The sequence below is a fragment of the Rubritalea profundi genome, assembly GCF_002954445.1.
In the GTDB taxonomy this organism is placed as follows: Bacteria; Verrucomicrobiota; Verrucomicrobiia; order Verrucomicrobiales; family Akkermansiaceae; genus Rubritalea; species Rubritalea profundi.
Genome location: NZ_MQWA01000001.1, coordinates 3,134,081 through 3,156,299 on the forward strand (window position 1 = coordinate 3,134,081; position 22,219 = coordinate 3,156,299).

The window sequence follows — 22,219 nt, forward strand, 5'->3', positions numbered from 1 at the left end:
TAGCCTTTTATCGGGCGTTACTTTTTGTCGCCAGTCGGGACCTCTTTGAGGAGGCGCTCGACCAAGGTGTCAGATGTCATTCCTTCAGACCTTGCGGCGAAGTTCGGGATGATACGGTGACGAAGGATTGGCAGTGCTACCGCCTGGATGTCCTCGATGGCAACGTGGCAACGGCCACGGAGGGCAGCGCGGGATTTACCAGCGAGAATAAGGTTCAGTGAGGCACGTGGACCGGCTCCCCAAGACATGTATTGCTTCACCCACTCAGGAGCTTCAGCTTCCTCGGGGCGCGTGGCGCGGATGAGGGATGCTGCGTATTCAAAAATGTGATCAGCTACTGGGATGCGGCGCACAAGGTGCTGGAACTCAAGGATCGCAGCAGCATCGAGGACTTTCTCGATTTTTGGCTGACTGTCGCTGGTGACGTTGCGCATGATACCGAGCTCTTCGTCGCGGCTCGGGTATTTAACAACGACGTTAAAGAGGAAACGGTCAAGCTGAGCTTCGGGAAGCGGGTAAGTACCTTCTTGCTCGATTGGGTTCTGGGTGGCGAGCACGAAGAACGGCTTGTCGAGCTTGTAGTCAACACCGCCGGAGGAAACGCGTTTTTCCTGCATCGCCTCAAGCAACGCTGCCTGAGTTTTCGGAGGAGTACGGTTGATCTCGTCAGCAAGGAGAAGGTTGGTGAATACCGGACCTTCCATGAATTTGAATTGGCGAGCGTGGGTCTCAGGGTCTTCCTGGAGAAGCTCGGTTCCGGTGATGTCGGATGGCATCAAGTCGGGAGTGAACTGGATTCGCTTGAACGAGAGCGACAGCGCTTCAGCCAGCGAGCTGACCAGCAGTGTCTTCGCTAGACCCGGCACACCTACCAGTAGGCAGTGACCTTGCGCGAATACCGCAATCATCATTTCTTCGATGACATCTTCCATGCCGACGATTACTTTACGTAGTTCTTTGACTACTCCATCTCTTGCGACACCGAGTTGTTCCACGGCTTTTACGTCATCAGTTTCGTTACTCATTTCGGTGTTTCTATTTCTATATTTGTTAAGAGAGTGATCAATCGCGGCCATAGCAACCACGATCGCTTGGTTCGATCCAGCTGCCTTCTTGCAAACTGCCACTTACCCTACAAAACAGAGACGATTCTGTATTCTAAACAGCCACTTGTATTTTTTTAACAGAATACAAAAAATCTTCCCCCTCGACCGAACCTCGCTATTTAATTTGAACCTGCGGATGCAGTCTGTTCTTCTCTTCTTGAGGCAGTTGGTCAGGCCGAACAATCAGCGTTTTTAGTTGTGGGAACATGTTTAAATCCCCCATTGAGCTGATTTGACTGCCGCGCAAATCCGCCACCTCAAGCATCTTTAGTTCGGCGATTTCCGAGCTGTTCGAAATCACAGTATCAATAAGAATCAACCACTTTATCGGCAGAAACGCAGCGGATACTGACTGCTAGGAATTTGCTTTTTGAGTGAGGTGGTCGGAGGGGCTGTCATGGGGTGATAAGGGGGTTGATTTGCCCATTTCAACATGGACTATCGTCCCGCTTTACAAGCATCGACGGGATATCGAAAAAGTATTCGAAGAGCTAAAAAAAACTCGAAGAAAAGCGTTTCTGGGCAAGCTCGAAGGAGGCGAAAGAAGCCCACGCGCTCTTCGAGTGCCTGACTCACAATCTGATGCTTCTATTGGAAAATCACCTCCGCACGGTGGAGGGCATGAAGGACTCAGTTGAGCCAAAGAAAAACAAAACCCGCGAAAAGTCAAAAAATATAGGATGGCGAAAAAATTACCCATTTCCTTTGTAAATGGCTTCTTCGCACGAGCCTCACAGAGGACGTTCCGCTATATTCGGTGGCTGAGGGTAAGTCTGTTTCATCGGCTTACCTACAGCGATTCTCTGGTCGAATTAGCCGACGCATGGAAGTGCGCAATCCCGTAGTTTTGGATACCCATGACTGAGCAAAATTAGAGGCTGAAATCCCATTCATCAGTAGACGGTGACGACGCGCCGATCGCCTAATTCTACTTACTCTTTTTTCTTTTTCGAGGTGTTGCCCAATGATCGACACTGCTATCGACTACAAAATCGCCGGAGAGCGCTTCGCGGCCAAGTAGCATTCGGTGAATCATTCGCTTGCGACAAGTGAGACTTATAAGAATTTTTTTCTCTCTACCCCCAAGTCGCAGAGTGGTTTCTACAAATAAACGATCACGCCCGTGGCCGGTACTACTACGCACATGTTTGCGCATCGCAATAGGCGCTTCGAGGGTCATGTTAAGGTTCGTTTTTCGAGAAAGACGCATTGTAAAGCGGACCCGGTTGTCAGGAAGCTCTTCAATACTAGAACAGTCAACCGCACTACTGCGAGCGCCTGTGTCAGCTTTTGCTCTAATCTCTATATCCCATTCTGGAAGACTAGCCCATTCTCTCCATCCTATAGTAGTTAGTGGTTTCATATATCGTCGGTATCATTTACCTCAATGCCATCTTCTTCTACGCTGTGTTCTACTACAGTAATACTAGTGGCAAGATGATTTCGAACTTGATTCTCTAAGGCGTCGTCTTCTATTTTATCAACGCTTTTTTCAAGGGATCGGAACTGCTTTTGTGTGTCAGGTAAAGCAATATGTACAATTGGATCGCCAGGTGAAACTGCAGGCATAGTCGTCATCCCTAGTACAATACCGTGGTGGGGACTAACAATTGTCTCAAGCACCTTTCCTAGTAAGCCTGTATTGGTAGCAACTGGTTGCCCCTTTTCGACCGTATCGCCTGGAGCTACATGGAATGTCAAAAAACCTCCACTCCCCGCTCGTACCCAGCTAGAACTTTGCACTATCATCTGATGAGGTGCTGTATCCGGGCGAAGATCGTCAGTCACATCGATCATATCTAACTCTGCCATAATGTGAGTGAGTCCACGTTGAGTCATCTCCTGCACCGAAGACTCGACCTTTAAAACCTCTCCAGCTTCGAGAATAATTGTTGGGCAGCCAGATTTACATGCTTCACGTCGAAAAGAGCCGTCAGGCCCAGCATTATTGACGATCACTTCAGCACCGAATGCCTTAGCCAATCTTGCACAGTCTACGTCAGCCATGTCTGCGCGGACATTGGGAAAGTTGGTTCGGCGTACGGCAGCGGTGTGTAAATCAACAATGTAATCACAGCGTCCAACGACTTCCTTCATCATCACCCGCGCAAGGCGCCCTGTAAGACTGCCACTTTCACTACCAGGAAAGGTGCGATTTAAATCCCGTCGATCAGGGGTGTAGCGACTGTGACGTTCAAATCCCATGATATTAACCACAGGCACTAGAACTAATGCTCCTCGTTTTAGCTCAAAAGGAGGGTCTTGGATAAGTTTCAGAATTGCTCCGGTCCCATTCACTTCATCACCATGGACCGCGGCGGTAATACCTAATACTGGGCCCTCTTCTAGGCCTCGCCATACCATTAGAGGGAGATGCACTCCCGTCCCAGTAAAGCTTTCTCCAGCCTTCAGCAGTAGACGTTTTCTCTCTCCGGCTTTGATTTTTTTCCTATCCCAAGTTTCGATAGATCGCTTCTTGCGGGGTTTTACACTCATGAATTTGTGTTTTCGTCGTGAGTAGTTCCGTCAGTCACTGGAGTCGAAGGCAGAGGCTTCAGCTTACGACGACGCTTTGGCTTGTCACCGATCATAGATTTCATGCTCTCTACCTTTCCATAACAAAGTAATGTGTCATTGGCTTGAAGCTCACGAGATGATTTGGGATTAGAAATCACAGAATCGCCGCGCTTAAGTGTTAAAACCACGACATCTTTCTCCCTGAGACCAGTTTGCGATACTGTTTGGCCCACGAAAATACTTCCTTCAGGAATGGTAATGTCTGTCACACCATAACCTTTACTCACCGTAAGACGTTGTCTCAAATCGATTTGTGGCATGTTTGCTTGACCACAAATAAAGTCAATCACTTCGCCAGCAATATCAAGACCTGTAGCGCCTTCAATGCCTTCAAGGCCTGGTGATGAGTTGATCTCCATGATTTGAGGACCGTTTACACCTTCCAGCATATCGACACCGCAAACTTTCAAGCCCATAATTTGCGCTGCTCGCACAGCTGCCTTTTCGTAAGCTGGATCCAAAGTAATCGCCGTCGCCACACCGCCACGGTGTACATTACTGCGAAACTCTTGTCCCTGCGCTGTTCGGCGAATAGCCCCGACGACGCGATCATTGATTACGAATGCTCGCACATCCTTTCCCTTACTCTCGGCGACAAATTTCTGGATCAAAACATTTTGGTTTGCGCTGTGTAATGTTTCGATAATTGCTTTAGCAATTTCAGGTTTATCCGCTAAAATAACTCCCACTCCCTGAGTCCCCTCGATTAATTTAATAATCACTGGTGTTCCGCCAACGCGTTCGATCGCATCCGCAACATCAGTCTTATGACTCACATAAGCTGTGCGAGGTATACCAATATTGTGACGCGACAATATCTGTAGACTTCTCAATTTATCCCGCGAGTTTCCGATGCCGCTCGCTGTGTTAGGCGTGTAAACATCCATTTGCTCAAACTGACGCACCACTGTCGTTCCATAACGCGTGATAGATGTTCCTATCCGAGGCAAGATAGCATCGGGAACTTGGATCGCTTTACCTCTGTAGTAGAGGTCTGGCTCACCTTCTTCCATGTCGATCGCAAAACGTAGCGGGTCTTGAACGAGCACTTTGTGCCCTCTGTTTTTGGCAGCTTCGACTAGACGGCGTGTTGAGTAGCAACCTGGAGCTCTTGAAAGAATAGTTAATTTCATGTGATCGTATGTGACAAAGATTTATATAAAATTTCTTAACTGCATCAAGATGGATCCAACAATATTGGGTCACAAGCTATTTTAGCAAAAATCAAGTAATGTGACTTAATGCCAGAAAATGCAGCGCGATAGACGACTAGGCCCTGATAAAAAAGAGCATACAAGGACTTTAAGGCTTCCCTATAAAATCAAGAATTAGGGAATAAATGGAGCCGTAAATAAAAAGACACACTAATAGAGAGGGAAATGCTTCAGCCGTAAATAAACACTAATAAAAAGACACACTAATACTAATAGAGAGCATCCCTTTTTATTAGTCTGTCTTTGTTGTCATTTATTTTTGTCATTTTTATTAGTCTGTTTTTTTGTCTGAAAACTATAAAGTTTACCTTTTAGTGTACTTTCCCACTTGCTGAAGTTCACCTTTTAGCATACTTTTGACCTGTGATTAAAAGTTTCTCAGATACCACCACTGAAAAAATCTTTCGTAATCAGCCACTCACTAAGAAAGAACTCCGCAAGTTTGGCAGCCTCAATTTACAAAAAACGCTCGCCAGACTTGATATTCTAAACCTCTCCTCAGAAAAAGACCTTCTACTCACTCCCTCATATCACTACCACACCCTCCACAATGACAGATATTCAATCGATGCCGAATCTAGAAAATCCAAATGGAGAATCACCTTTCAATGGCATGATGACGAGCTCCAAGACGTAGCCCTGGTAAAAATTGAAGACACTCACTCAAACTAGAATGTCCAACACACAGCAAAACAAGATGAAAACCATACCAAGAATCAACCCTGCTGTCCAACTACTCAAGGACGAGCTCAAACACAGAATCATCAGCCAAACCAAACTTGCCGCTGAATGTTCAGTATCAAAAGGAATGATCTCAGATATAGTCCATGATAGGAAACGTATCTCCGTAGAGATGGCTCTAAAACTAGAAGCATTCCTAGGCATAAGAGCCAATATCTGGCTAGAAGCTCAGCTCAACTACGAGATTCACCAAGCCAGACAATGTCTAAAGTCAGCATGAAAATAACCACTTAGGAGCCTAGCGGATGGCATGAGTTCTTACGTAGAAGAGTTTTGTAAGCTCTTTGTGTTTCCAGGGAAGAGGTTAGAAAGCTCTTTTACGTTCGGCCGGGCTACGGGGCTGGAAGCCCCGGCCACAGAAAAAACCCCACGCCCCGGTGATCGGGAGTGGGGTTGGATTGATGCTTGGTTTTCCGAGGCCGGATTACTTGCGGCGACGGAGGATGAGGGCGAGTTCATCGAGGCCGGGACGATGGGGAGGGCGAAGATGAGGTAGTGATTGGGGGATTCGCTGGAAGCAAGGGCATTCCTGCACTGTCGCATGGAGGCCGTCGACGGCCTAACCGAACCTCGTTATACCACTTAGCATTTCAAAAGAGATGAATGTTCTCTTTTTAAGGAAGGGATTAATTTGCGCATCCCGTTTGAATCACTAAGTGGCTTTATTCAATGCGCACCTGCGGACGTAGTCTGATTTCTTCTTCTTGAGACAGTTGGTCAGGGCGAACAATCAGCGTTTTTAGTTGCGGGAACATGTTTAAATCCCCCATTGAGGTGATTTGACTGCCGCGCAAATCCGCCACCTCAAGAATCTTCAGGTCGGTGATTTCTGAGCTGTCCGAAATCACCGTATCAACAAGAATCAAGCGCTTTATCGGCAGAAATCGCAGCGGGTACTGCTTCTGTTGCGTTTGCAGAGAGAAAGACTCGCCGCCGCCATTGATAGTCAGTGTATGCGTCTCTGCCTCGTAGTTGAAACAGTGCGCATGATCTCCAAACATTGCCGTGACAGCCAGTCCGTATCCTTCCCGATATCCCAATGATGCGTAGTCGTAGGCGAGGAACTTTCCTGCCTGCACTTTTCGGTTCATCGATATCAGCGTTTTGATGATCCCGGCCAGCTGGGTTGCCGAGGTCTTATGCTTATCTGGATCAAAGGATTCAGCCAATGCCTCATTGACCCTCGCAAGTCCGCGCATGCGCTCGGGGTTGATCTCAAAATGCGGCTTCGCCTTAGCAAACTCTGTGCTCATGAAGTAGAGATACGCAAGCTGTTCGCGTGCCTGATCGGCCCGGCCCGGTTCGGTACGAATCATGTCGTTCACAGAACGCATCGACAGTTCATAAGAAACCAATGGTAGTTGATAAAAGAAGTCATGGCTAAACTGATCGCCAGTGGCGACCAAATCGACGGGAAGCACCGTGGTCAGTAGCCCTACTTCCCGAAGCAACGCCTCTGAGTCTTCCTTTTCCACCCGCAAACGCGCCGCTAGTGTCTCGGTCTCCTCCTTTTCCACTCGCAACCGTGCCGCCAGTGTCTCGGTCTCCTGCTTTTCCACATGCAAACGCGCCGCTAACATCTCGGCCTCTACACGCTTGGCGCTCAGGCGGTCAACGAACAAGGCTGTCACCAGCACCACCATCGCCACGAATGCAGCGGCCAGATTGCAGCTGACGCGATGTCGACGATAGAACAACAAAAACTCAGTCGACAGCCCACTTTCATAGGCTACGGGAGAGAAACCGCCAAGAAACGCGCGGATATCTGTGATCAAGTCACTCACCGACGCATAGCGATCGGCCGGCTTTAGTGCCATAGCCTTCATGACCACGGCACTCAAGCTCTCGGGAACTCCGCTACCGCGCTCGGTTGGCGGTACAATATCGCCGGACAGTGCCGCCTGCTGCATGGTGTCGGTGTCACCCGCGAGTGGCGGTCGACAGGTCAGCACGGCGTAAAGTAGGCCGCCCAATGCGTAGATGTCGGTGCGCTTGTCCCGGTCTTCGCCGCGAATCTGCTCTGGTGCCATATAGCCGGGAGTTCCCTTCACCTGACCGTACACCGTCATTCCGCTCAACAGATCGGGATTGAGCAACTCGTCATCATCGATCTCATCATTGCTGCCGATCAGTTTTCCCAAGCCCCAGTCACAGACCAACACTTCACCATAATCACCGACCTGAATGTTGGCCGGCTTCAAGTCGAGATGAATGACGTCGCGCGAATGCGCGAAGGTGATCGCATCGCAAACCTTGAGGAAGATATCGAGTCGATCCGATAGCGGATACCCGCCATCCGCAAGGGCCTTCTGCAATACCACATCAAGCCCATCACCGACTTTTAGATCCATGGTAAAATACGGTTTCTCCTCTTTGTCGACGCCGACATCGTGAACGGAGATGACGTTAGGGTGCTCGAGCAGCGCTGTCAGCCGTGCCTCGCGAATAAATGGGTCAAAGAGTAAATCGCTTGCGTCTTCATGCAACCGAGCCATGGCGACGTGACGATTACTGTGTCGATCGAGGACCTTGAGTATGCGTTTCATGCCGCCAACCGCAATCAGTTCAGCTTGAACGTAGCGCTCCTCGAGCGACCGCAGATCGACGTAGAGGGGCGACTGCTCTGCCGGGTCACGCTCGTCGAAGGCCTGGTCGAACAGCTGGTTCAAGGCTTGGGTTTGAATGTTTGATTCTGTCATCATTCGCGAAATTCCAGCTGACTGCGCAACTGCTTTGCTTCATCGAGGAAGCGCGTGCGGACGCGGTTACGCAGGACGTAGACGGAGGCCTTGGTCAGCTCCATCGCCGAGGCGATATCGTCAACGGACTTACCATCGAGAGTCATCGTGAAAACGTCCATGGCCTTGCCGGAGAAACTAGCATTCAAGCGCTCAATGACCAGCGCAATGATGTGTTTCCGCCACTCGCTTTCAATGATGTCCTCAATATCCGGTGGCGCGACATCGGCGACGGCGGCGTTGGTCTCACGGCGTTTTCGCGTAGTAGCCTGGCTACAGTGGTTATAGACAGCATTGCGGATGACTGTTCCCATCCAGGCGCGAAATCTGGCGTCGTCGCGGCCCATTTCCATCTTTGGCAGGCCCTGCCATAACTTCAGCAATACGTCCTGGCTGAAATCCTCGAGGTCATCCCGTGTCACCTGCAGCTTTATCAGTACCATGCGAATAAAGCCCGAATAATAGTCGGTGAATTCGTCCCAGGCTTGGCTGTCGTTGGGATCGCGCGCCCGGTCAATCAAGGTCAGTCGTGTCTTCCACGGATCTTCCGATAAGTTTATCTTATGCTGCTGGTCCATGTCTTCAGTCCGTAATTAATCACCGTACTTAATCGTGTACCTTAATCCGCTACAAATCTAGGACGCAATCGCTAAATTCGGGGGGTGAACACGCGGGAGCATTCTAGCAGGTGGGCGTGGGTGTGTCAGTTATCAGCGAATATGTAGCTCTTTGACCACACCACCTCTTGCGATACCGAGTTGTTCCGCGGCTTTTACGTCATCAGTTGCATTACTCATAATGTTGATTTTCACTTAGTTCTAAAAATGCAGGGTGTTGGTTTTGTTTCCAGAGGTGAGCATCACGTGTGATTTTCATGCGAGTCTTTCGCTCTTCTTCAAAACGAGATGCAGCTCGGACTTCTTTCACTCAATTGCTTTTATCTGAGATGGAGCGGATACTGCGGTTTTATTCTTAGTTATCGAGACATTCTTGTTCTAACACCTGACCAATTTAGGGGTAGGTTTAGTGTAGTGTGACGCCTAATATGGATTTATCCGACCAAAGGACAGCTTTCTTGCCGTTGACGGGATCTTATTTAGCTGGTTCGATTTTGGCATCCCATCGTTAAACGAGAGCATCTTCATGTTTTTTTCAGTTTTTCAATATTAACCGCGAAATATATGGAAGCGCTTGGGCTGTGGATTCAAGCATTGCTGACATGGCCAATCACTGATGACTGCCCTAACATTATTTTTTTGTCAATCTCAGATAGAAGGCGGCGAAGCGTTTGCCGATCTCTATCTGGGATTCAGTATCGTAGTGGAGCTTATCGCCGATGTGACCTTTTAAATCCCGGGCGTCGATGCAGGCGGTGTGTTTTCGTTTTTCGGGTAGACCTAACAATACCTTATTTGTCTCCTTCACATACTGGAATGGTCCTTTGTTTATGTAGGAGCCGAGGGTGCATGCTACGAATGGCAGGCTTGGGTTTTTGAGGTCACTGCGGTAGCGGTCGATCATATCCAGCAACTTACCTTCATAGGATTCGTAAAGCGGCTTGGTCGAGTCGGACTCGCCTTGGAGCCAGAGTATCGCTTTGATTCTGGTTTTTATTTTGGAGTGTTTCGCCACTTCTTCGACGGCTTGCCGGGTGAGTTCGAGTGATCGTTGGTAGAGTTTTTTGTCTTTTCCGTAGGAACCAATGGGGGCACCGCCGACGGCGGCGGGAATCAGGCCAATTTTCAGTTTGGCATCCTGTTGTGCCAGAGTATGTGCAAAGCTCATGCCCGGGCCGGTACCGGAATTGTCACTGCCGTCGATTCTATCTGGTGTGCCTTGTGCGTGCAGTGGGTCACGCGCGACATTCCATTGCTGCTGTTTCGAGTGGAAAAACAAGATGTTCATATTCTCCACAGGTTTCATCTCGATGGCACCGCGGCCTTTTATGTTCGACTGGCCGACCAGCAGGAAGAGATCCAGTGTGTCCTGCTCTGCAAAGCTGGAAAAATCGGCGGTGTGTAGCGGTGGCTGTGCGGCACCGCCGCGGGTGCCTTTGGCTAGCATCTGGATTGGAAGTCCTGCGCAGGCGGTGCCAGCTGCGGTGCGTATGATAAAGTCTCTACGGTTCATAATGGATTGTTAGGTGGGTTGGATGGCTCAACAAATCGAGGCAGTGAGAGGGAGTGTTATTTACCTTGATCGATTCTGAAGTGGGCCGGTTAGGCCGCGGATTGAATGGGAACTTGTCCGTGCCCGTCACTCCTAGTAAGACGTAAATGTATTAGAATTTAAGATCAATTACCATTGTCCAGTAAAACCCTCCAGCTACCAGGACTTAAAGGGATGAGTGCTAGCCAGATGGGGAGTTACCAGTTGCCGACACTGGGGCCTGATCACGGAGTTTTCTTTATAACTGAGAATCGGCCGTGCTTATTTGCCCTTCTTCTTGGTGGGCTCGGCGGCCGGTCCGTAGCCGATGGTGCTGAACGGGCCGGCGGGCTGGCCGGCTTTGTTGTAGAGCAGGTGGCCGCAGGGGTGCTGGGTGTAGGCGTAGCGGACGGCGATCGGTTGTTTGACTTGCTTGCTTGAAACCAGTAGCTCGGAGCCGCTGATTTTTCCGTCGGCCCAGTGCCAGCTGCCGTCTTTTGCTTGGATTGAAAGCCATTGTAGTTTGGCATTGGGAGTCAGTTTGGGTGGCGTGAATCCTTCTTTGTGGGCAATCATTAGGCCGTTTTGGGCATTATCGAAAAAGATGCGAACAGCGTTACCTTCGATGACATGTTTGGTGTAGAGCGGGCAGGAAATAAGGTCTTTAAAACCATAGACCTTTTGCAGTACAGAGCGTGCCAAGCGAACGCCGGTATCGTATTTGTTGGGTGGGTGTTCACCGGGCGCACCGACGTCGATGGTCACAGCCATACCAGTGTTAGGAGTCTTGAGGGTTTCAAAATAGGCTTGGCGGATCTCGGCTCTTCCCTCACCACCTGCAGGATTGTCGGTGGTTGATTTGCCAATCCCTGGAAGCTGGACAAAGTGCACAGGAAAGTCGCCCTGGTTCCAAGCCTTTCGCCAGCCGGTGATGAGTGATTCCAGTTTCGGCTGATAGCCGCGGCGATCGCCTTCATTACTCTCACCCTGATACCATATGGCACCGCGGATGCCGTAACCGACCCATGGTCTCAGTAGCTTGGTGTAGTTGCCACCAGTAGGATATGGAGGCTGGTTTAACCAACTTTCGATATTTGAACCGCCCACTGCGGTCACCATGAGCCCCATGGGGACCAGTGCATCGCGCTGCACTCGACGAGCAAAGAAAAAGGAAACTCTTGAAATCGAAACTGCTGTTTCCGGACTGCAGACCTGCCATTTGTTTTCAGAGAAATTGAGGAAACGAAGAGCCGGATACTTTGCATCGTTAACGCTGGTTGGAGGATAGTTTTTGGGGTGTCCGGCTCGTTTCATTCTGCCCGCCATGTTCGACTGTCCAGCGCAGAGCCATACGTCACCCATCACGAGGTTGTTGATTTTTTTGACTGCTTTTTCACCGTCTTTTTCGCAGATGATGGTCATGGTTTTACCCGCTGGGCTGTCGTTGACTGATTTCAGTTTGACTGCATCCATCGGCTTCAGCTCCACCCGCCACTTGCCGTCGGGGCCAGCTGGGGAGGATTGGCTCTGGCCATCGAACCGGACGGTGACCTTGGCACCTGGCAGCGAGGTGCCCCAAACGGGCAGTTTGATTTTTTGCTGCAAAACCGCGTTATCCCGGAAGGGTGCGGCGCATTGGGCCAGGAGTGTCGGGGTCGGTGGTGCTTGATCTGGTGTTGCTACTGCGGCTTTGGCAACGGCAGTTCCAACGAAAAGTGCCGATACGATACCGACAACGGCGATGATAGTTTGTTTGTGCATGGATGGAAAAAGGGTGGTAGTGCAATTTGGCTTATTTAGGAATAGCGCGCAGGGTGAAGTAGCTTTCCAAGGTGTCCCAAGAAGCGCCGTTGGTGAAGAGTCCTTTGGTGTTTGGAATATTGAGGTGGTAGATGCGGTCGAGCCATTTTGAGCCCTTGCCGAAATCTGAGATCTTCAATTGCAGCGTCTTTCGGTCAGCGGAAATGACAACCTCCGCCAGGGCGTCCTCGCGGATGTCGTGTTCTGGCGATCCGTATTCAAAGGTGTTGGTGTAGAACCAGGATTTCACTAGGACAGATTCTTTGAGTTGTTCGGCGGTGACTTCTTTATCCAAAGGAAGGGTGAAGTGGATGTCGAATCCGCTGGAGCTGGAGGTGACTTTGTGGATGTCGGCTGGGATCGATTTTCCATCCCAAACAATTTGCTGCAGGCCATCCTGGAAACCACCAGTGGCGTACCAGCCCCGACCGGTTTGGCCGATGAGCATGCTGCCGTCGGCAAGGAAGCAGGGGCGCATGACGCCGGATACTAGGCCTTCTACGAATGGGATGACACAACCTTGATCGATCCCATTGACTTTTTCGGTCACGATGCGGAACAGCTGAGAGAGTGTTTGGTCGCCCATGAAGACTTGACCTTTATAGACGCCGAATTTTCCTTCCGTTATGTCCCAGGCTGGGTTGCCGGGGGAGTTGGCGATCTTGTTGTGGGGAAGCCAGACAGCACCCTTGCGCAGTTTGGCGGCCCAAGCATCATAGTCGAGTTCGGTGTCGGGGTTGACGCCGGGTAGATTGACGAGGCCGGATGGGTGGCCGTAGAACTTCCCTTGCTCGAGAGGTACAAACTTTGAGGAGCCGACGTATTCGCCTTGGTTATCAGCATACCAAAGACGGCCATCTGGCGCCATGCCGAAACCTGCGGGACTGCGCAGTCCGTTGGCGAAGGGCTCGAAAGTGCCGTCCGGAGTGACCCGGCAGCACCAACCACGGTAACCGCCCATAGATCCCATGAACTTACCTCCCGCGCGGAATGAGGCGCGTTCTTGTTTCGAAGCGTCAGCGAGGTTGAGGTTGAAGTAGTAGTTGCCTTGCTTATCGCGAACGGGTCCGTGGGTGTACTCGTGGTAGTTGCCATGGATTCCAAAATCATCGCAGACGGTTTCGAAGGTGTCGGCGCGTCCATCGCCATTGGTGTCGCTGATGCGGGTCAACTCTGGCTTCTGGGTGATGACGATTCGGTCGCCTTTGTCATCCTCGATACAGACGCCGAGTGACTCGAAAGTGCCTTCTGCAAAGAGCGACCATTTGCCGTCGCGGATGCGCCATATGCCGGAGGCGCGAGTAGCCAGCACAATGGTGCCGTCCTTGGCGACAGCGATTCCGGTGGCAGCGAAGAGTTGTTTGCGTCCGTAGAGGTCGAGTGGTGATTGCCAGTTGAATGTGCTGTAGCCTGCTTGGGTGGCGAGAGGTTTGCCTGGTTTCCTGCGTCGGGTGAGATCCGGCTGGAGCATTACTGTGGGGGTGGAAACGACTGGCTGAGGTTCCCAATTTTCTTGGCGCTCGACTTTTGGTTTGATCTGTAGAGCACCGGGTAGTTTCGCTTTTAGCGTGTAGGTGCTAGAGGACTTTTTCTGAGCGAGCGTCCAAGTACCGTTTGCGAAGGAACCGCCTTTGACCTGTACGTTGGTCAGACCGCTGGAGCGGAGTTGGAACTTTTGGGCTTGGTGGAGTGCTCCTTCGAGTGTGATCTGGATCTGGCCGTCGTCGGTGACCTTGATGGTTTCTGAAAGAGTATTTTTGCCAACCCGGAATTGGAAGCTGGGGATTCCGGTTTTGTGGTCGAGACGGTGGCCAAGAAACTCGGCATCGAGTTGGGCCATTTTCTCACTGAAATCCGTGGGATCCCAGAGGTGTTTCTCGATGGTTGCGTGGTCTTGGACATCGGGTTCTTTAAATTCGAAGTCGACCACTTCACCAGCTGGGGTGAGGGGGGCGAGGATGGGTTCGTTTTCTAGGAAGATGAGGGCGTTGCGACCGACTTTAGAGGGGCGCTTGCCGCGGCCTGCGCGTTCTTCTTTTAGGTTTAGATAGCCGCCGCCCCAGATTCTGCGGACGGAGAGCATGCGTGCATCAAAGGTGTAGCTCATGCCATTGGTGAGTCCCACATGCAGGGCACGGGCGCTGGAGCCGGCCAAGGGTGCTCTGAAGACGCGTGCCCGGCTGGTCACAGGGATTTCACCGGGGACATCGATTAAGTTGGCGATGACAGCTTCTTTTTTCTTTGTCATCATAACGGTGGCTGGACCAGACTGCTCTTTGTCGGCCAGAGTGCGCAGGTAATGCCAGAGTGCTTCGAGGTCGTCATTGGGGAGCATGGCCTCACTGTACTGAGGCATGATTTTCATATAGGTTTTGCCTTTTACTGGACCGGTTTCTGCGACGGCAAGTTCGTCCCAGGAATGGCGCACCGAGTTTACGAAGTATTTTTTGTCCGCTATGATTTTCTTCCGCTCACCTTCAGGTCCGATCTCGCGGGTGCGTGGCTGAGTGAGAAAGAGGCCAAATAAATTCGGTCCAGTCTTCATCGAGTTGTCGCCTTTCTCAGTGGCGTGGCATTCGACGCAGCCCATGGCGGAAAATACTTCTTTGCCGTGGGTTACAGCGTTGAATTTTTCTTGTCCAGTGGCGGGGAGTCCGAGTGCGAGAAGTGAGAGGAAGATGTGCGGTTTCATGGTTGCTAGAAAATTGCTTTTTGTAGGGGGTGCTATTGGGTCACGGTTTTGATCACGTCGCTGACGTCTAACCAGTCGTTGAGTTCGACCGCTTTGCTGTTACCTTTGATCGCTTTCGGCTGGGTAATTTTGGGTGCCAGTGACTTGGCGGGGACCGTGTAGATAAACGGCACGTCGGCGGCTCCGAACTTGGTTTTCCAAGAGTTGGCCAGCACGGACATTTCAGGTCCGAAGTTCGCACCCTGGTCGGCTTTGACCAAGGACTCACCCGAGAGGAAAATCACACCACTATGAGCGAGCGGTCCGAAACTGTGCACAAACACGTTATAGGTCCAGGTTGCCCGGCTGTCCCCGACTAGTGGTTTCGGCGAGGGGATCTTGCCCCAACTGCTTCCATCTGGCACGGCCTTGGTTTTGATCATGGCTGGGACATTGTCGGACCAGAGCGTTTTCCATTCCGCAATGTAGCGTTTGAAATTGGCGAGGTAATACGGGTTGTCGCGATACACGCTACCGACTGTTTTGTAGTCTGGCATCAGGCTTGGTGTCTCTTTGAGGAAGTCAGCTGAGATCCAGTTCTTAAGAAGCGAATCCTTCTTGTTTTGCATGAAGATGATCCCGACCGGGCGGCCTGACTTCGCAGAAATCTGGTTACCGATTGCGGCAGCGATGCCGGTGGCGTCCTTCCAGTAGGAGGCGTAGCGGTTGCTCCATTTGCCGTTGGCGGCCTTGACCCTTGGAGCTCTCGAGACACAGACACTGAAACGGCTCGGGCCGTTTTTGACATCGGTTTTCGACTGGTTCTCCATCATGCGAACGATTTGACCGGAGGGTTTCACCTCAGGCATTTTAAACTCCATTTTTTTGCCCAGTGCCGGGGCGGCGACATACCAGACGTCGCCGAAGACGATGCCCTTGGCGATCCGCTCGTGAACTTTTTCACCATTGATGGTGAAGCTCACTTTCAGCGTGTGAGGTTTCGGCCCGGCCTTCATTACGGGCAGGGTGACCTGCCACTCGTCCATCTCGGGTGTCACGGCGATGGTTTTCTTGATGTCGCCGAATTCGAAGTGGACCTTGCAGTCGCCTTCTTCATCTTCAGCCTGCCATTCACCGAAGTTGCGAGTAGATCCCCAGATGGTGACTGGCTTGTCAGCTTGGAGGACAGCGTTGTCGCGGAACTGGGTGCTGAGCAGTGGCATCTTGCGGAAGTCGTAGACTTTGCCTTTTGGAGTGGGTTTGGCGGCGTTGGGATCGGCGTCTTTATCAACGATTTTGAGCTCCTTGTCTGGCCAGGTCTTGGTGGTGACCATTTTGTTATCGAACTGAATGAACGGAGTCATCGGCAGCATGGCTTTGTTATAGAGGCATGGCTGGAATCCGATACCACCGGATCCGTAGGAGATACCACGGGGTTTTTTGACGGCGTCAGATTGCACCACGACTTGGTTGCCGTTGATTTTGAATGTGGCGCGGTGCCAGACTCGGTCTTCACCGGCGAGCCAGAAAAGTTTCATCTTGTCCACGCCATTCTCGATCGCTTTGGGGTCGGCGAATCCGGTGGCGTCCTTGTTTTTCTTACTACCTGCCCGGTTATACTCTGTGTCTCCAACCACCAGTCCGCCGTCGGCGGAATCAAAGGTAACGACTACTTTGTCGCCCTCGATTTTGTAGGAATTGAACATCGGACCATCGGCAACTACTTTTTTGCCATACTGGTTTTTGAGCGCATGCAGTGCGAGGCGCCGACCGGGAACGGTCTTGGCATTGTAGTGGATCGCTCCACCAATATCGATCTGGCTGGCCATTCCAGTGTTGGGAATATCACGTGCCATCGTGGTGCCCAGACGCATCTCGGAGGTGGTGTTGATGGAGGGTTTGTCGGTCTTGTCCGGGCAGTAGAACTGGTGAAAGTAAACTGGGAGTTCAGGTTTGTCCCAGACAATGCGCCAGCCGCGAGTCAGGCTGTGTAGGTTGTTATAGTAGCTTAAGCCTTGGTTTCTGTTATGCCAACCTTGGTTCCAGATGGCTCCACGGATGGCGTAGGGGACGACCGGGCTCATGCGGCCATTGAACAACCAGCTGGCATCGCGGTTGCCTTTCATGTTGCCGGGGATGTCTGCGCTGATTTTTTTCGCCTTGCCTCCGTTTTTGATGAGGACCTCGCTCTTCGCGATCTGGTCTTCGAGAGACTTGTAGAAGGCAGCCCAGGCTTTTTTGTGCTCAGGGGTGCTCGGGTCGGTGATCCGGCACTTCTGGTGGATCGCCTTGCTGTAATCATCCTTGGCTGTCGCCCAGCCTTCGCGGGGCACCCAGGCTTCGATCTGGGTCGAGCTCCACGAGCAGTTGAGAATACCGATCGGGACGTTGAGTTCCTTGTAGAGTTTGTGGGCAAAGGCAAAAGCAATCGCGCTGTAGTCATTGTAGTTGCCATTGTTCCAGGAGCCGGTCGCCTTCTTGATAGGAAACAGCTGGGCTGTTACCGAAGTCACCGTAAACTCGCGGATGGGAGCCACTTTGCCCTCAGTTTCAGCGGTAAGCTCGTTCGCCAGTGGTTTGACGCTATAGCATTTGCCGATCTTCCATTGCATATTCGACTGACCAGACGCCATCCACACTTCCCCTACGAGGATGTCGGTGAGGGTTTCCTTTTTGCCGCCTTGCTCGCTGATGACGAGCTCGGCTGGTTTGAAACTGGCTTTCAGGTCTTTCAGTTGAGCCATCCACTTGCCGTCCTTGCCGGCGGTGGCGGAAGTTTTCTGGCCGGCGAACTCGACGGTGACCTTGGTCCCCGGCTTGCTCCATCCCCAGACTGGAACGGCCATCCCGCGTTGGAGTACGGCGTGGTCGCGGAAGGGGGTACCTAGTTCGATAGAAAGAGTGCGGGGACCTTCAGCTGCGGGCTTGGGGGCTGCTGCTTGAATTGTTAGGGTCGTGCAAATCAGGACGGCCGCTGTGGCTGCTCTGGTAATGATGTGTTTCATGGTGGGTTTTTAGATGATTTGAGGTTTAGGTCAAGCGTTAGAGCTAGGCAAAATACTGTGGTGGGAATGTGTGTGGTGGGAATGTGTGTGGTGGGAATGTGTGTGGTGAGCTCAGTTTGCTATGGATTTGTATGAAGTGGGCGTCATAGGTGGCAGAGTTGCGCTATTTATCCATTCCTTCGAGCTCGACAAAGCGGTGGACCATTTTGCCCTTTGGAGCCACATCCCACCATCGAAACCCCATCGGGCGCTTGTCGACGTTTTTGCTGGTTGTTTCGCCATTGACGAGCTGAATTCCTTTGTATTGGTTGATTATTAACTTGTGGGTGTGTCCGGCGAGGAAGGCCACCACGCCATTTTCTTCGCAGAGCTTCAGGAGTTCCATCCGTTTTTCGGGCGCGATGTTGTAGTAATTTTCCTTTTCGTCCGGAGTCTTCACAAAGAGCGGGTAGTGCACCACGACCACGACTGGGCTAGCCTTTTTCTTGGCTGCCACGAGGGCTGCTTTGAACCAGGCATCGTGCTTCTCCGACTCGCCTGCTAACGGCGCCTTCCATAGTTGGGTGTTAGCGATCACGAAGGTGTAGCCCTTGTGCTCGATGCTGTAGTAGTCCTTGCCGATTGTTTCGCGATAGAGGCGCAGGGATTCGGCTGTTGGTTTGTTGCCGACGTCGTGGTTACCCGCCGCGCAGTGGCAGGGGATTTTGAAGCCGGCTTTGATGCGTTTGAAGTCGGCCCATGATTTTTCGTTCGCCTTACCGACGAGATCGCCACAGATGACCACGAAATCGGGTTTCATCCTATTGATCTGGTCGACGGCTAGCCCAAAGGTTTTTACGTCGTGTTCATAGCCACCCATGCCGAGTTGTGTGTCGCACATCTGGGCGAAAGAAAACAAGAGAGGCTCAGACAGCTTGGCAGGTTTGTCGGGTTCAGCGACTAAGGTACTGGGGGAGCACACAAGGAGCAGGGCAGCAGAAGCTAGGGCTGATAGAAAGCGGCGGAGTGATTGGCAATTCATTCTGCACAATTGCTATCACCCCAGTGACCGACTCACACGCCCTAAATGTGCGCGGTAGATTTTTTTGGAAGTCTCTTCTATATGAAAATGATGCTTGTCCTGTGGGTCGCCTATATCGTTTGCGTAAAATGATTTAGGATGAATACCTAGACTGATCGGGGGGACATGAAAGGCCAATTGGAGCTTTATTCGTAGGACCACTTCATGATCCAAGGGTCTTCCATTTCTTTTTGGAATGCTTTTAGTTTCGCTTGGTATTCTTTGAGAACTGCTGCGTATTCTGGGCTTGCTGCTAGGTTCTTGGCTTCATCCGGGTCTTTGACCATCTCGTATAATTCAAATGCTGGGCGATTGACGTATTGGTCGACAGTTTTGAGTCCATACATGGCGTCTTTTCCTTTGGCTAACTGCGCTTGCCAGGTCGACGCGGCCCAGAGGTCTGAAGCAAATGGGTAGGGAAGTTGATGGGCAATGTTCCAGATGATTTTATATTTCTTATCGCGCAGTGAGCGCATCGGGTAGTACATCTGAATCTCATGGAAGGTGTGTGATCCGTGGACGGCAGTGTGGTGCTCGGCGTCTTTGTTGCCTAGTAGCGGGAGCCAAGATTTACCTTGGTAGCTGCGGAATTTTTTGCGGCCATTTCTATTTTCTTTGGCGGCATATTCTTTGCCTTTCCAATAGTCTCTCGGGTTGACCCATTTTTTTGGACCATTGATTTTGGAATCTAATCCTCCGGCGAAATCGAGTAGTGATGGAGTGATGTCGACATGTGAGAGAAGAGCTTTGGAGACAACACCACGATTTTTCTCATAGGGGTTTCTAACAATGAAAGGAACTTTTAGACCACCTTCGAATACTGTTGTTTTTCCACCGGGGAAAGCCATGCCGTGATCCGCAGTAAAGACGATGAGGGTTTTGTCGTAGATCCCAGCTTCTTTGAGTATTTTCACCAGTCGTGCAAGTCCAGTATCGATTCTTGAGATAGATTGATAATACTCAGACAGTTCCGAGCGCGATTCTTTAGTGTCTGGTAAAAATGGCGGGACAATGACATCTTCAGGTTTATAGAAGACTTCTTTGACGCCGGTGTGTGACGCTTTGTTTGGCTTGTTGCCAAAAAGATTTGGTTTGAGTTTACCCTCGAAGTTTTCGTTTTCGCCACCGCTTCGGTGTGGGTCTTCAGTCGCAAAGTAGAGGAAGAATGGTTTGTCGCTTTTTTCTTTGATGAACGATTCACATTTATTGGCCATTTGCAGAGCATTGCGTGCATTCCCTTTTAGGTAGGTTTGGAATTGGTAGACCTCTTCCGGGGCGACGTGGTATTTGCCGATTTGGGCCGTCCTGTAGTTTTCGTTAGCTAACACTCTAGGAAGCGAGAGGCTAACAACGTCGTGAAATGAGGAGAATTTATGAAAATGATGGGAATGGCCATACATGCCATTTTTATGGTTGTGCACCCCAGACATGACAACTGAACGACTGGCGGCACAGCTGGCGGTTGTAGCATAGGCATTCAGAAATACAGTTCCATCTGCGGCAAGTGAGTCGATCGCAGGAGTGACGGCAATTTTATCACCATAGCAACCCAGTGTTGGGCTTTGGTCATCGGTGATAAAAAAGATGATGTTCTTTTCTGCAGCTTGGACGCTACAGGCTAGGAGAATAAGAAGTAAGATTTGTTTCATTATGATGACTATTTTTTCAGTGCCTCGGATGCTGAATAGGATTGGTGACCGGTTGATCTTTTTCCGAGTATCGGGTGGCGATCTTGCGGGATCTGGAGACGGTGTTGTTTGACGGCCTCTGCGTATTCAGGATTTTTGACAACATTATTCCATTCGTGGCTGTCTTTGTTGAGGTCGTAGAGTTCCTCGGACCCGTCGTTGTATTGGATAAACCTGAAGCGTTCGGAGACAATGGCGTAGTTGCCGGGGCCGAAGCTAGTTCGGGCGAAATGCGGCCAGTCGGCCTCGGGGTTTTTCAGCAGTGGTACCAGTGAGTTACCCTCGAGTTTTGGATCGGCTTTGAGACCCGTTAGTTCGAGCAAGGTCGGGTAGATGTCCAGCAGTTGGGCGGGTTTGCTGCACTTTTTCCCTTTGGCAATTCCTGGACCAACAATAATCATCGGCGTCCGTGTGCCGTCGCGCCAGAGGCTGCGTTTTGCGAATCGCTCTTTCTCACCGAGGTGGAATCCATGGTCGGTGTAGAGTACGATGTAGGTGTTGTCTTTGTTAGGACTTGCGTCAAGTGCGTCCAAAACCTTGCCAACCTGGTGGTCAACAAAACTGACGCAGGCGAGGTAGGACTGCACCAGCGGTTTCCATTGCTTGTTTTCCTGCACCCATTTGAAGGTGGGGGAGACGTGTTTGAGTCGGGTGAGGTTGATACCGTATTGTGGGATTCCTTTGAGGTCATCACTCGCAACCTTGGGGAGTTGGAGGGTTTCCATTGGGTAGAGGTCAAACCATTTTTGGGGGGCGTATTGGGGAACGTGCGGGCGGTAGAATCCGGTGGCAAGAAATAGTGGTTTGTCGTGCTTTTTTTGTAATTCAGCAACTCCCCAGGCGGCAATTTTGTGGTCCGGCGTTTGGTCGTCGCGCTCGGGGAAAACGCCCCAGTCCCACAACGGGTGACCAGGGTAAGAGGTGAGCTTCTTTTTCGGCAGTGGTCCAAATCCACCAAATGATCCACCATAGTTAGGGAGATACTTTTTGTTCTGTTGACCGTGAAAGAGTTTGCCCGCTCCCGTGACATAATATCCATCTTGCTGAAATCTTAGGGGCAATAGCGTGTTTTTCTGCGAGACCGGTGATTGCTCAAGATCCGGGTTTAAGAAATAAATCCCGGAAGTGCTCGGATAGAGCGAGGTCATCATGCTGGCGCGTGATGGATTGCAGACCGGCGATTGGCAATGAGCATTGGTAAACAGGACTCCGCGCGCGGCAAGACGATCCATGTTAGGTGTCTTTGCCTGTGGGTGTCCGCCCATGCAGCCAATCCAATCATTCAGGTCATCCACCGCAATGAGAAGCACGTTGGGTCGTTGCTCCTTCGCGGCAGCGGGGTTCCACATCATTAGGGGTGCCACGATCAGCGAGCACAAGGCGGTCAGTTTGTTCATGTTTATTTTGGATTGGAAATTGCTTTTTGTTGGGGACGCTCACGCTCACGCTCCCTTTTCTTACTGGGTCTTTG

The 22,219-nt window shown here is 51.1% G+C and carries 16 protein-coding genes; 2 read left to right on the forward strand and 14 right to left on the reverse strand.

Going from position 1 to position 22,219, the window contains the following annotated elements:
* Positions 1–17: 17 nt before the first annotated feature.
* The 5 genes from BSZ32_RS13755 to BSZ32_RS13775 form a co-directional block, all read right to left on the reverse strand.
* Positions 18–1,025, reverse strand: coding sequence for an AAA family ATPase (locus BSZ32_RS13755; protein WP_105044859.1), 1,008 nt, complete (start codon positions 1,023–1,025; stop codon positions 18–20).
* A 196-nt stretch (positions 1,026–1,221) separates the two neighbouring features.
* Positions 1,222–1,425: a hypothetical protein gene (locus tag BSZ32_RS13760; RefSeq protein ID WP_105043943.1), complete on the reverse strand. Its 204-nt coding sequence runs from the start codon at positions 1,423–1,425 to the stop codon at positions 1,222–1,224.
* Between the two features lie 609 nt (positions 1,426–2,034).
* Complete coding sequence (locus BSZ32_RS13765) at positions 2,035–2,469, reverse strand: ATP-dependent zinc protease family protein (RefSeq protein ID WP_105043944.1); 435 nt, start codon at positions 2,467–2,469, stop codon at positions 2,035–2,037.
* On the reverse strand, positions 2,466–3,602 hold the full coding sequence (locus BSZ32_RS13770; RefSeq protein WP_105043945.1) for a succinylglutamate desuccinylase/aspartoacylase family protein: 1,137 nt from the start codon (positions 3,600–3,602) through the stop codon (positions 2,466–2,468). Before BSZ32_RS13770 ends, BSZ32_RS13765 begins: the two co-directional genes overlap by 4 nt.
* On the reverse strand, positions 3,599–4,816 hold the full coding sequence (locus tag BSZ32_RS13775; protein ID WP_105043946.1) for a RimK family alpha-L-glutamate ligase: 1,218 nt from the start codon (positions 4,814–4,816) through the stop codon (positions 3,599–3,601). Before BSZ32_RS13775 ends, BSZ32_RS13770 begins: the two co-directional genes overlap by 4 nt.
* A 444-nt stretch (positions 4,817–5,260) precedes the next feature.
* Between BSZ32_RS13775 and BSZ32_RS13780 the strand changes: the two genes are divergently transcribed.
* Positions 5,261–5,569 (forward strand): type II toxin-antitoxin system RelE/ParE family toxin, encoded by a 309-nt coding sequence (locus BSZ32_RS13780; RefSeq protein ID WP_105043947.1) that lies wholly within the window; start codon positions 5,261–5,263, stop codon positions 5,567–5,569.
* 25 nt (positions 5,570–5,594) lie between these two features.
* A complete protein-coding gene (locus BSZ32_RS13785; protein ID WP_165788855.1) occupies positions 5,595–5,858 on the forward strand; it encodes a HigA family addiction module antitoxin in 264 nt (87 codons plus the stop codon).
* A gap of 442 nt (positions 5,859–6,300) precedes the next feature.
* On the opposite strand, the gene BSZ32_RS13795 is transcribed toward BSZ32_RS13785, so the two are convergent.
* From BSZ32_RS13795 to BSZ32_RS13835, 9 genes are all read right to left on the reverse strand, one after another.
* A complete protein-coding gene (locus BSZ32_RS13795) occupies positions 6,301–8,340 on the reverse strand; it encodes a serine/threonine protein kinase (protein WP_105043950.1) in 2,040 nt (679 codons plus the stop codon).
* A complete protein-coding gene (locus BSZ32_RS13800; RefSeq protein ID WP_105043951.1) occupies positions 8,337–8,954 on the reverse strand; it encodes an RNA polymerase sigma factor in 618 nt (205 codons plus the stop codon). The genes BSZ32_RS13795 and BSZ32_RS13800 overlap by 4 nt, the downstream gene beginning before the upstream one ends.
* Before the next feature lie 670 nt (positions 8,955–9,624).
* Positions 9,625–10,506, reverse strand: coding sequence for a sialate O-acetylesterase (locus BSZ32_RS13805; RefSeq protein WP_105043952.1), 882 nt, complete (start codon positions 10,504–10,506; stop codon positions 9,625–9,627).
* 300 nt (positions 10,507–10,806) lie between these two features.
* Positions 10,807–12,285 (reverse strand): sialate O-acetylesterase, encoded by a 1,479-nt coding sequence (locus BSZ32_RS13810; RefSeq protein ID WP_105043953.1) that lies wholly within the window; start codon positions 12,283–12,285, stop codon positions 10,807–10,809.
* 31 nt (positions 12,286–12,316) lie between these two features.
* Positions 12,317–15,016 carry a c-type cytochrome gene (locus BSZ32_RS13815; RefSeq protein ID WP_105043954.1) on the reverse strand — a complete coding sequence of 900 codons (2,700 nt, stop codon included), beginning with the start codon at positions 15,014–15,016 and terminating at the stop codon, positions 12,317–12,319.
* Positions 15,017–15,048: 32 nt separating this feature from the next.
* Complete coding sequence (locus BSZ32_RS13820) at positions 15,049–18,000, reverse strand: hypothetical protein (RefSeq protein ID WP_105043955.1); 2,952 nt, start codon at positions 17,998–18,000, stop codon at positions 15,049–15,051.
* Between the two features lie 163 nt (positions 18,001–18,163).
* Positions 18,164–19,021 (reverse strand): metallophosphoesterase, encoded by an 858-nt coding sequence (locus tag BSZ32_RS13825; RefSeq protein ID WP_105043956.1) that lies wholly within the window; start codon positions 19,019–19,021, stop codon positions 18,164–18,166.
* Positions 19,022–19,206: 185 nt separating this feature from the next.
* Entirely contained in the window at positions 19,207–20,709 is a 1,503-nt protein-coding gene (locus tag BSZ32_RS13830) for a sulfatase family protein (protein ID WP_105043957.1), read from the reverse strand.
* A gap of 8 nt (positions 20,710–20,717) precedes the next feature.
* Entirely contained in the window at positions 20,718–22,145 is a 1,428-nt protein-coding gene (locus BSZ32_RS13835) for a sulfatase (RefSeq protein ID WP_105043958.1), read from the reverse strand.
* Positions 22,146–22,219: the final 74 nt, after the last annotated feature.

Excerpts from the sequence above, each read along its gene's own strand:
- BSZ32_RS13755 (WP_105044859.1), bottom strand. The coding sequence starts at position 1,025 with ATGAGTAACGAAACTGATGACGTAAAAGCCGTGGAACAACTCGGTGTC.
- BSZ32_RS13765 (WP_105043944.1), bottom strand. The coding sequence starts at position 2,469 with ATGAAACCACTAACTACTATAGGATGGAGAGAATGGGCTAGTCTTCCA.
- BSZ32_RS13770 (WP_105043945.1), bottom strand. The coding sequence starts at position 3,602 with ATGAGTGTAAAACCCCGCAAGAAGCGATCTATCGAAACTTGGGATAGG.
- BSZ32_RS13775 (WP_105043946.1), bottom strand. The coding sequence starts at position 4,816 with ATGAAATTAACTATTCTTTCAAGAGCTCCAGGTTGCTACTCAACACGC.
- BSZ32_RS13785 (WP_165788855.1), top strand. The coding sequence starts at position 5,595 with ATGAAAACCATACCAAGAATCAACCCTGCTGTCCAACTACTCAAGGAC.
- BSZ32_RS13795 (WP_105043950.1), bottom strand. The coding sequence starts at position 8,340 with ATGATGACAGAATCAAACATTCAAACCCAAGCCTTGAACCAGCTGTTC.
- BSZ32_RS13800 (WP_105043951.1), bottom strand. The coding sequence starts at position 8,954 with ATGGACCAGCAGCATAAGATAAACTTATCGGAAGATCCGTGGAAGACA.
- BSZ32_RS13805 (WP_105043952.1), bottom strand. The coding sequence starts at position 10,506 with ATGAACCGTAGAGACTTTATCATACGCACCGCAGCTGGCACCGCCTGC.
- BSZ32_RS13810 (WP_105043953.1), bottom strand. The coding sequence starts at position 12,285 with ATGCACAAACAAACTATCATCGCCGTTGTCGGTATCGTATCGGCACTT.
- BSZ32_RS13815 (WP_105043954.1), bottom strand. The coding sequence starts at position 15,016 with ATGAAACCGCACATCTTCCTCTCACTTCTCGCACTCGGACTCCCCGCC.
- BSZ32_RS13820 (WP_105043955.1), bottom strand. The coding sequence starts at position 18,000 with ATGAAACACATCATTACCAGAGCAGCCACAGCGGCCGTCCTGATTTGC.
- BSZ32_RS13825 (WP_105043956.1), bottom strand. The coding sequence starts at position 19,021 with ATGAATTGCCAATCACTCCGCCGCTTTCTATCAGCCCTAGCTTCTGCT.
- BSZ32_RS13830 (WP_105043957.1), bottom strand. The coding sequence starts at position 20,709 with ATGAAACAAATCTTACTTCTTATTCTCCTAGCCTGTAGCGTCCAAGCT.
- BSZ32_RS13835 (WP_105043958.1), bottom strand. The coding sequence starts at position 22,145 with ATGAACAAACTGACCGCCTTGTGCTCGCTGATCGTGGCACCCCTAATG.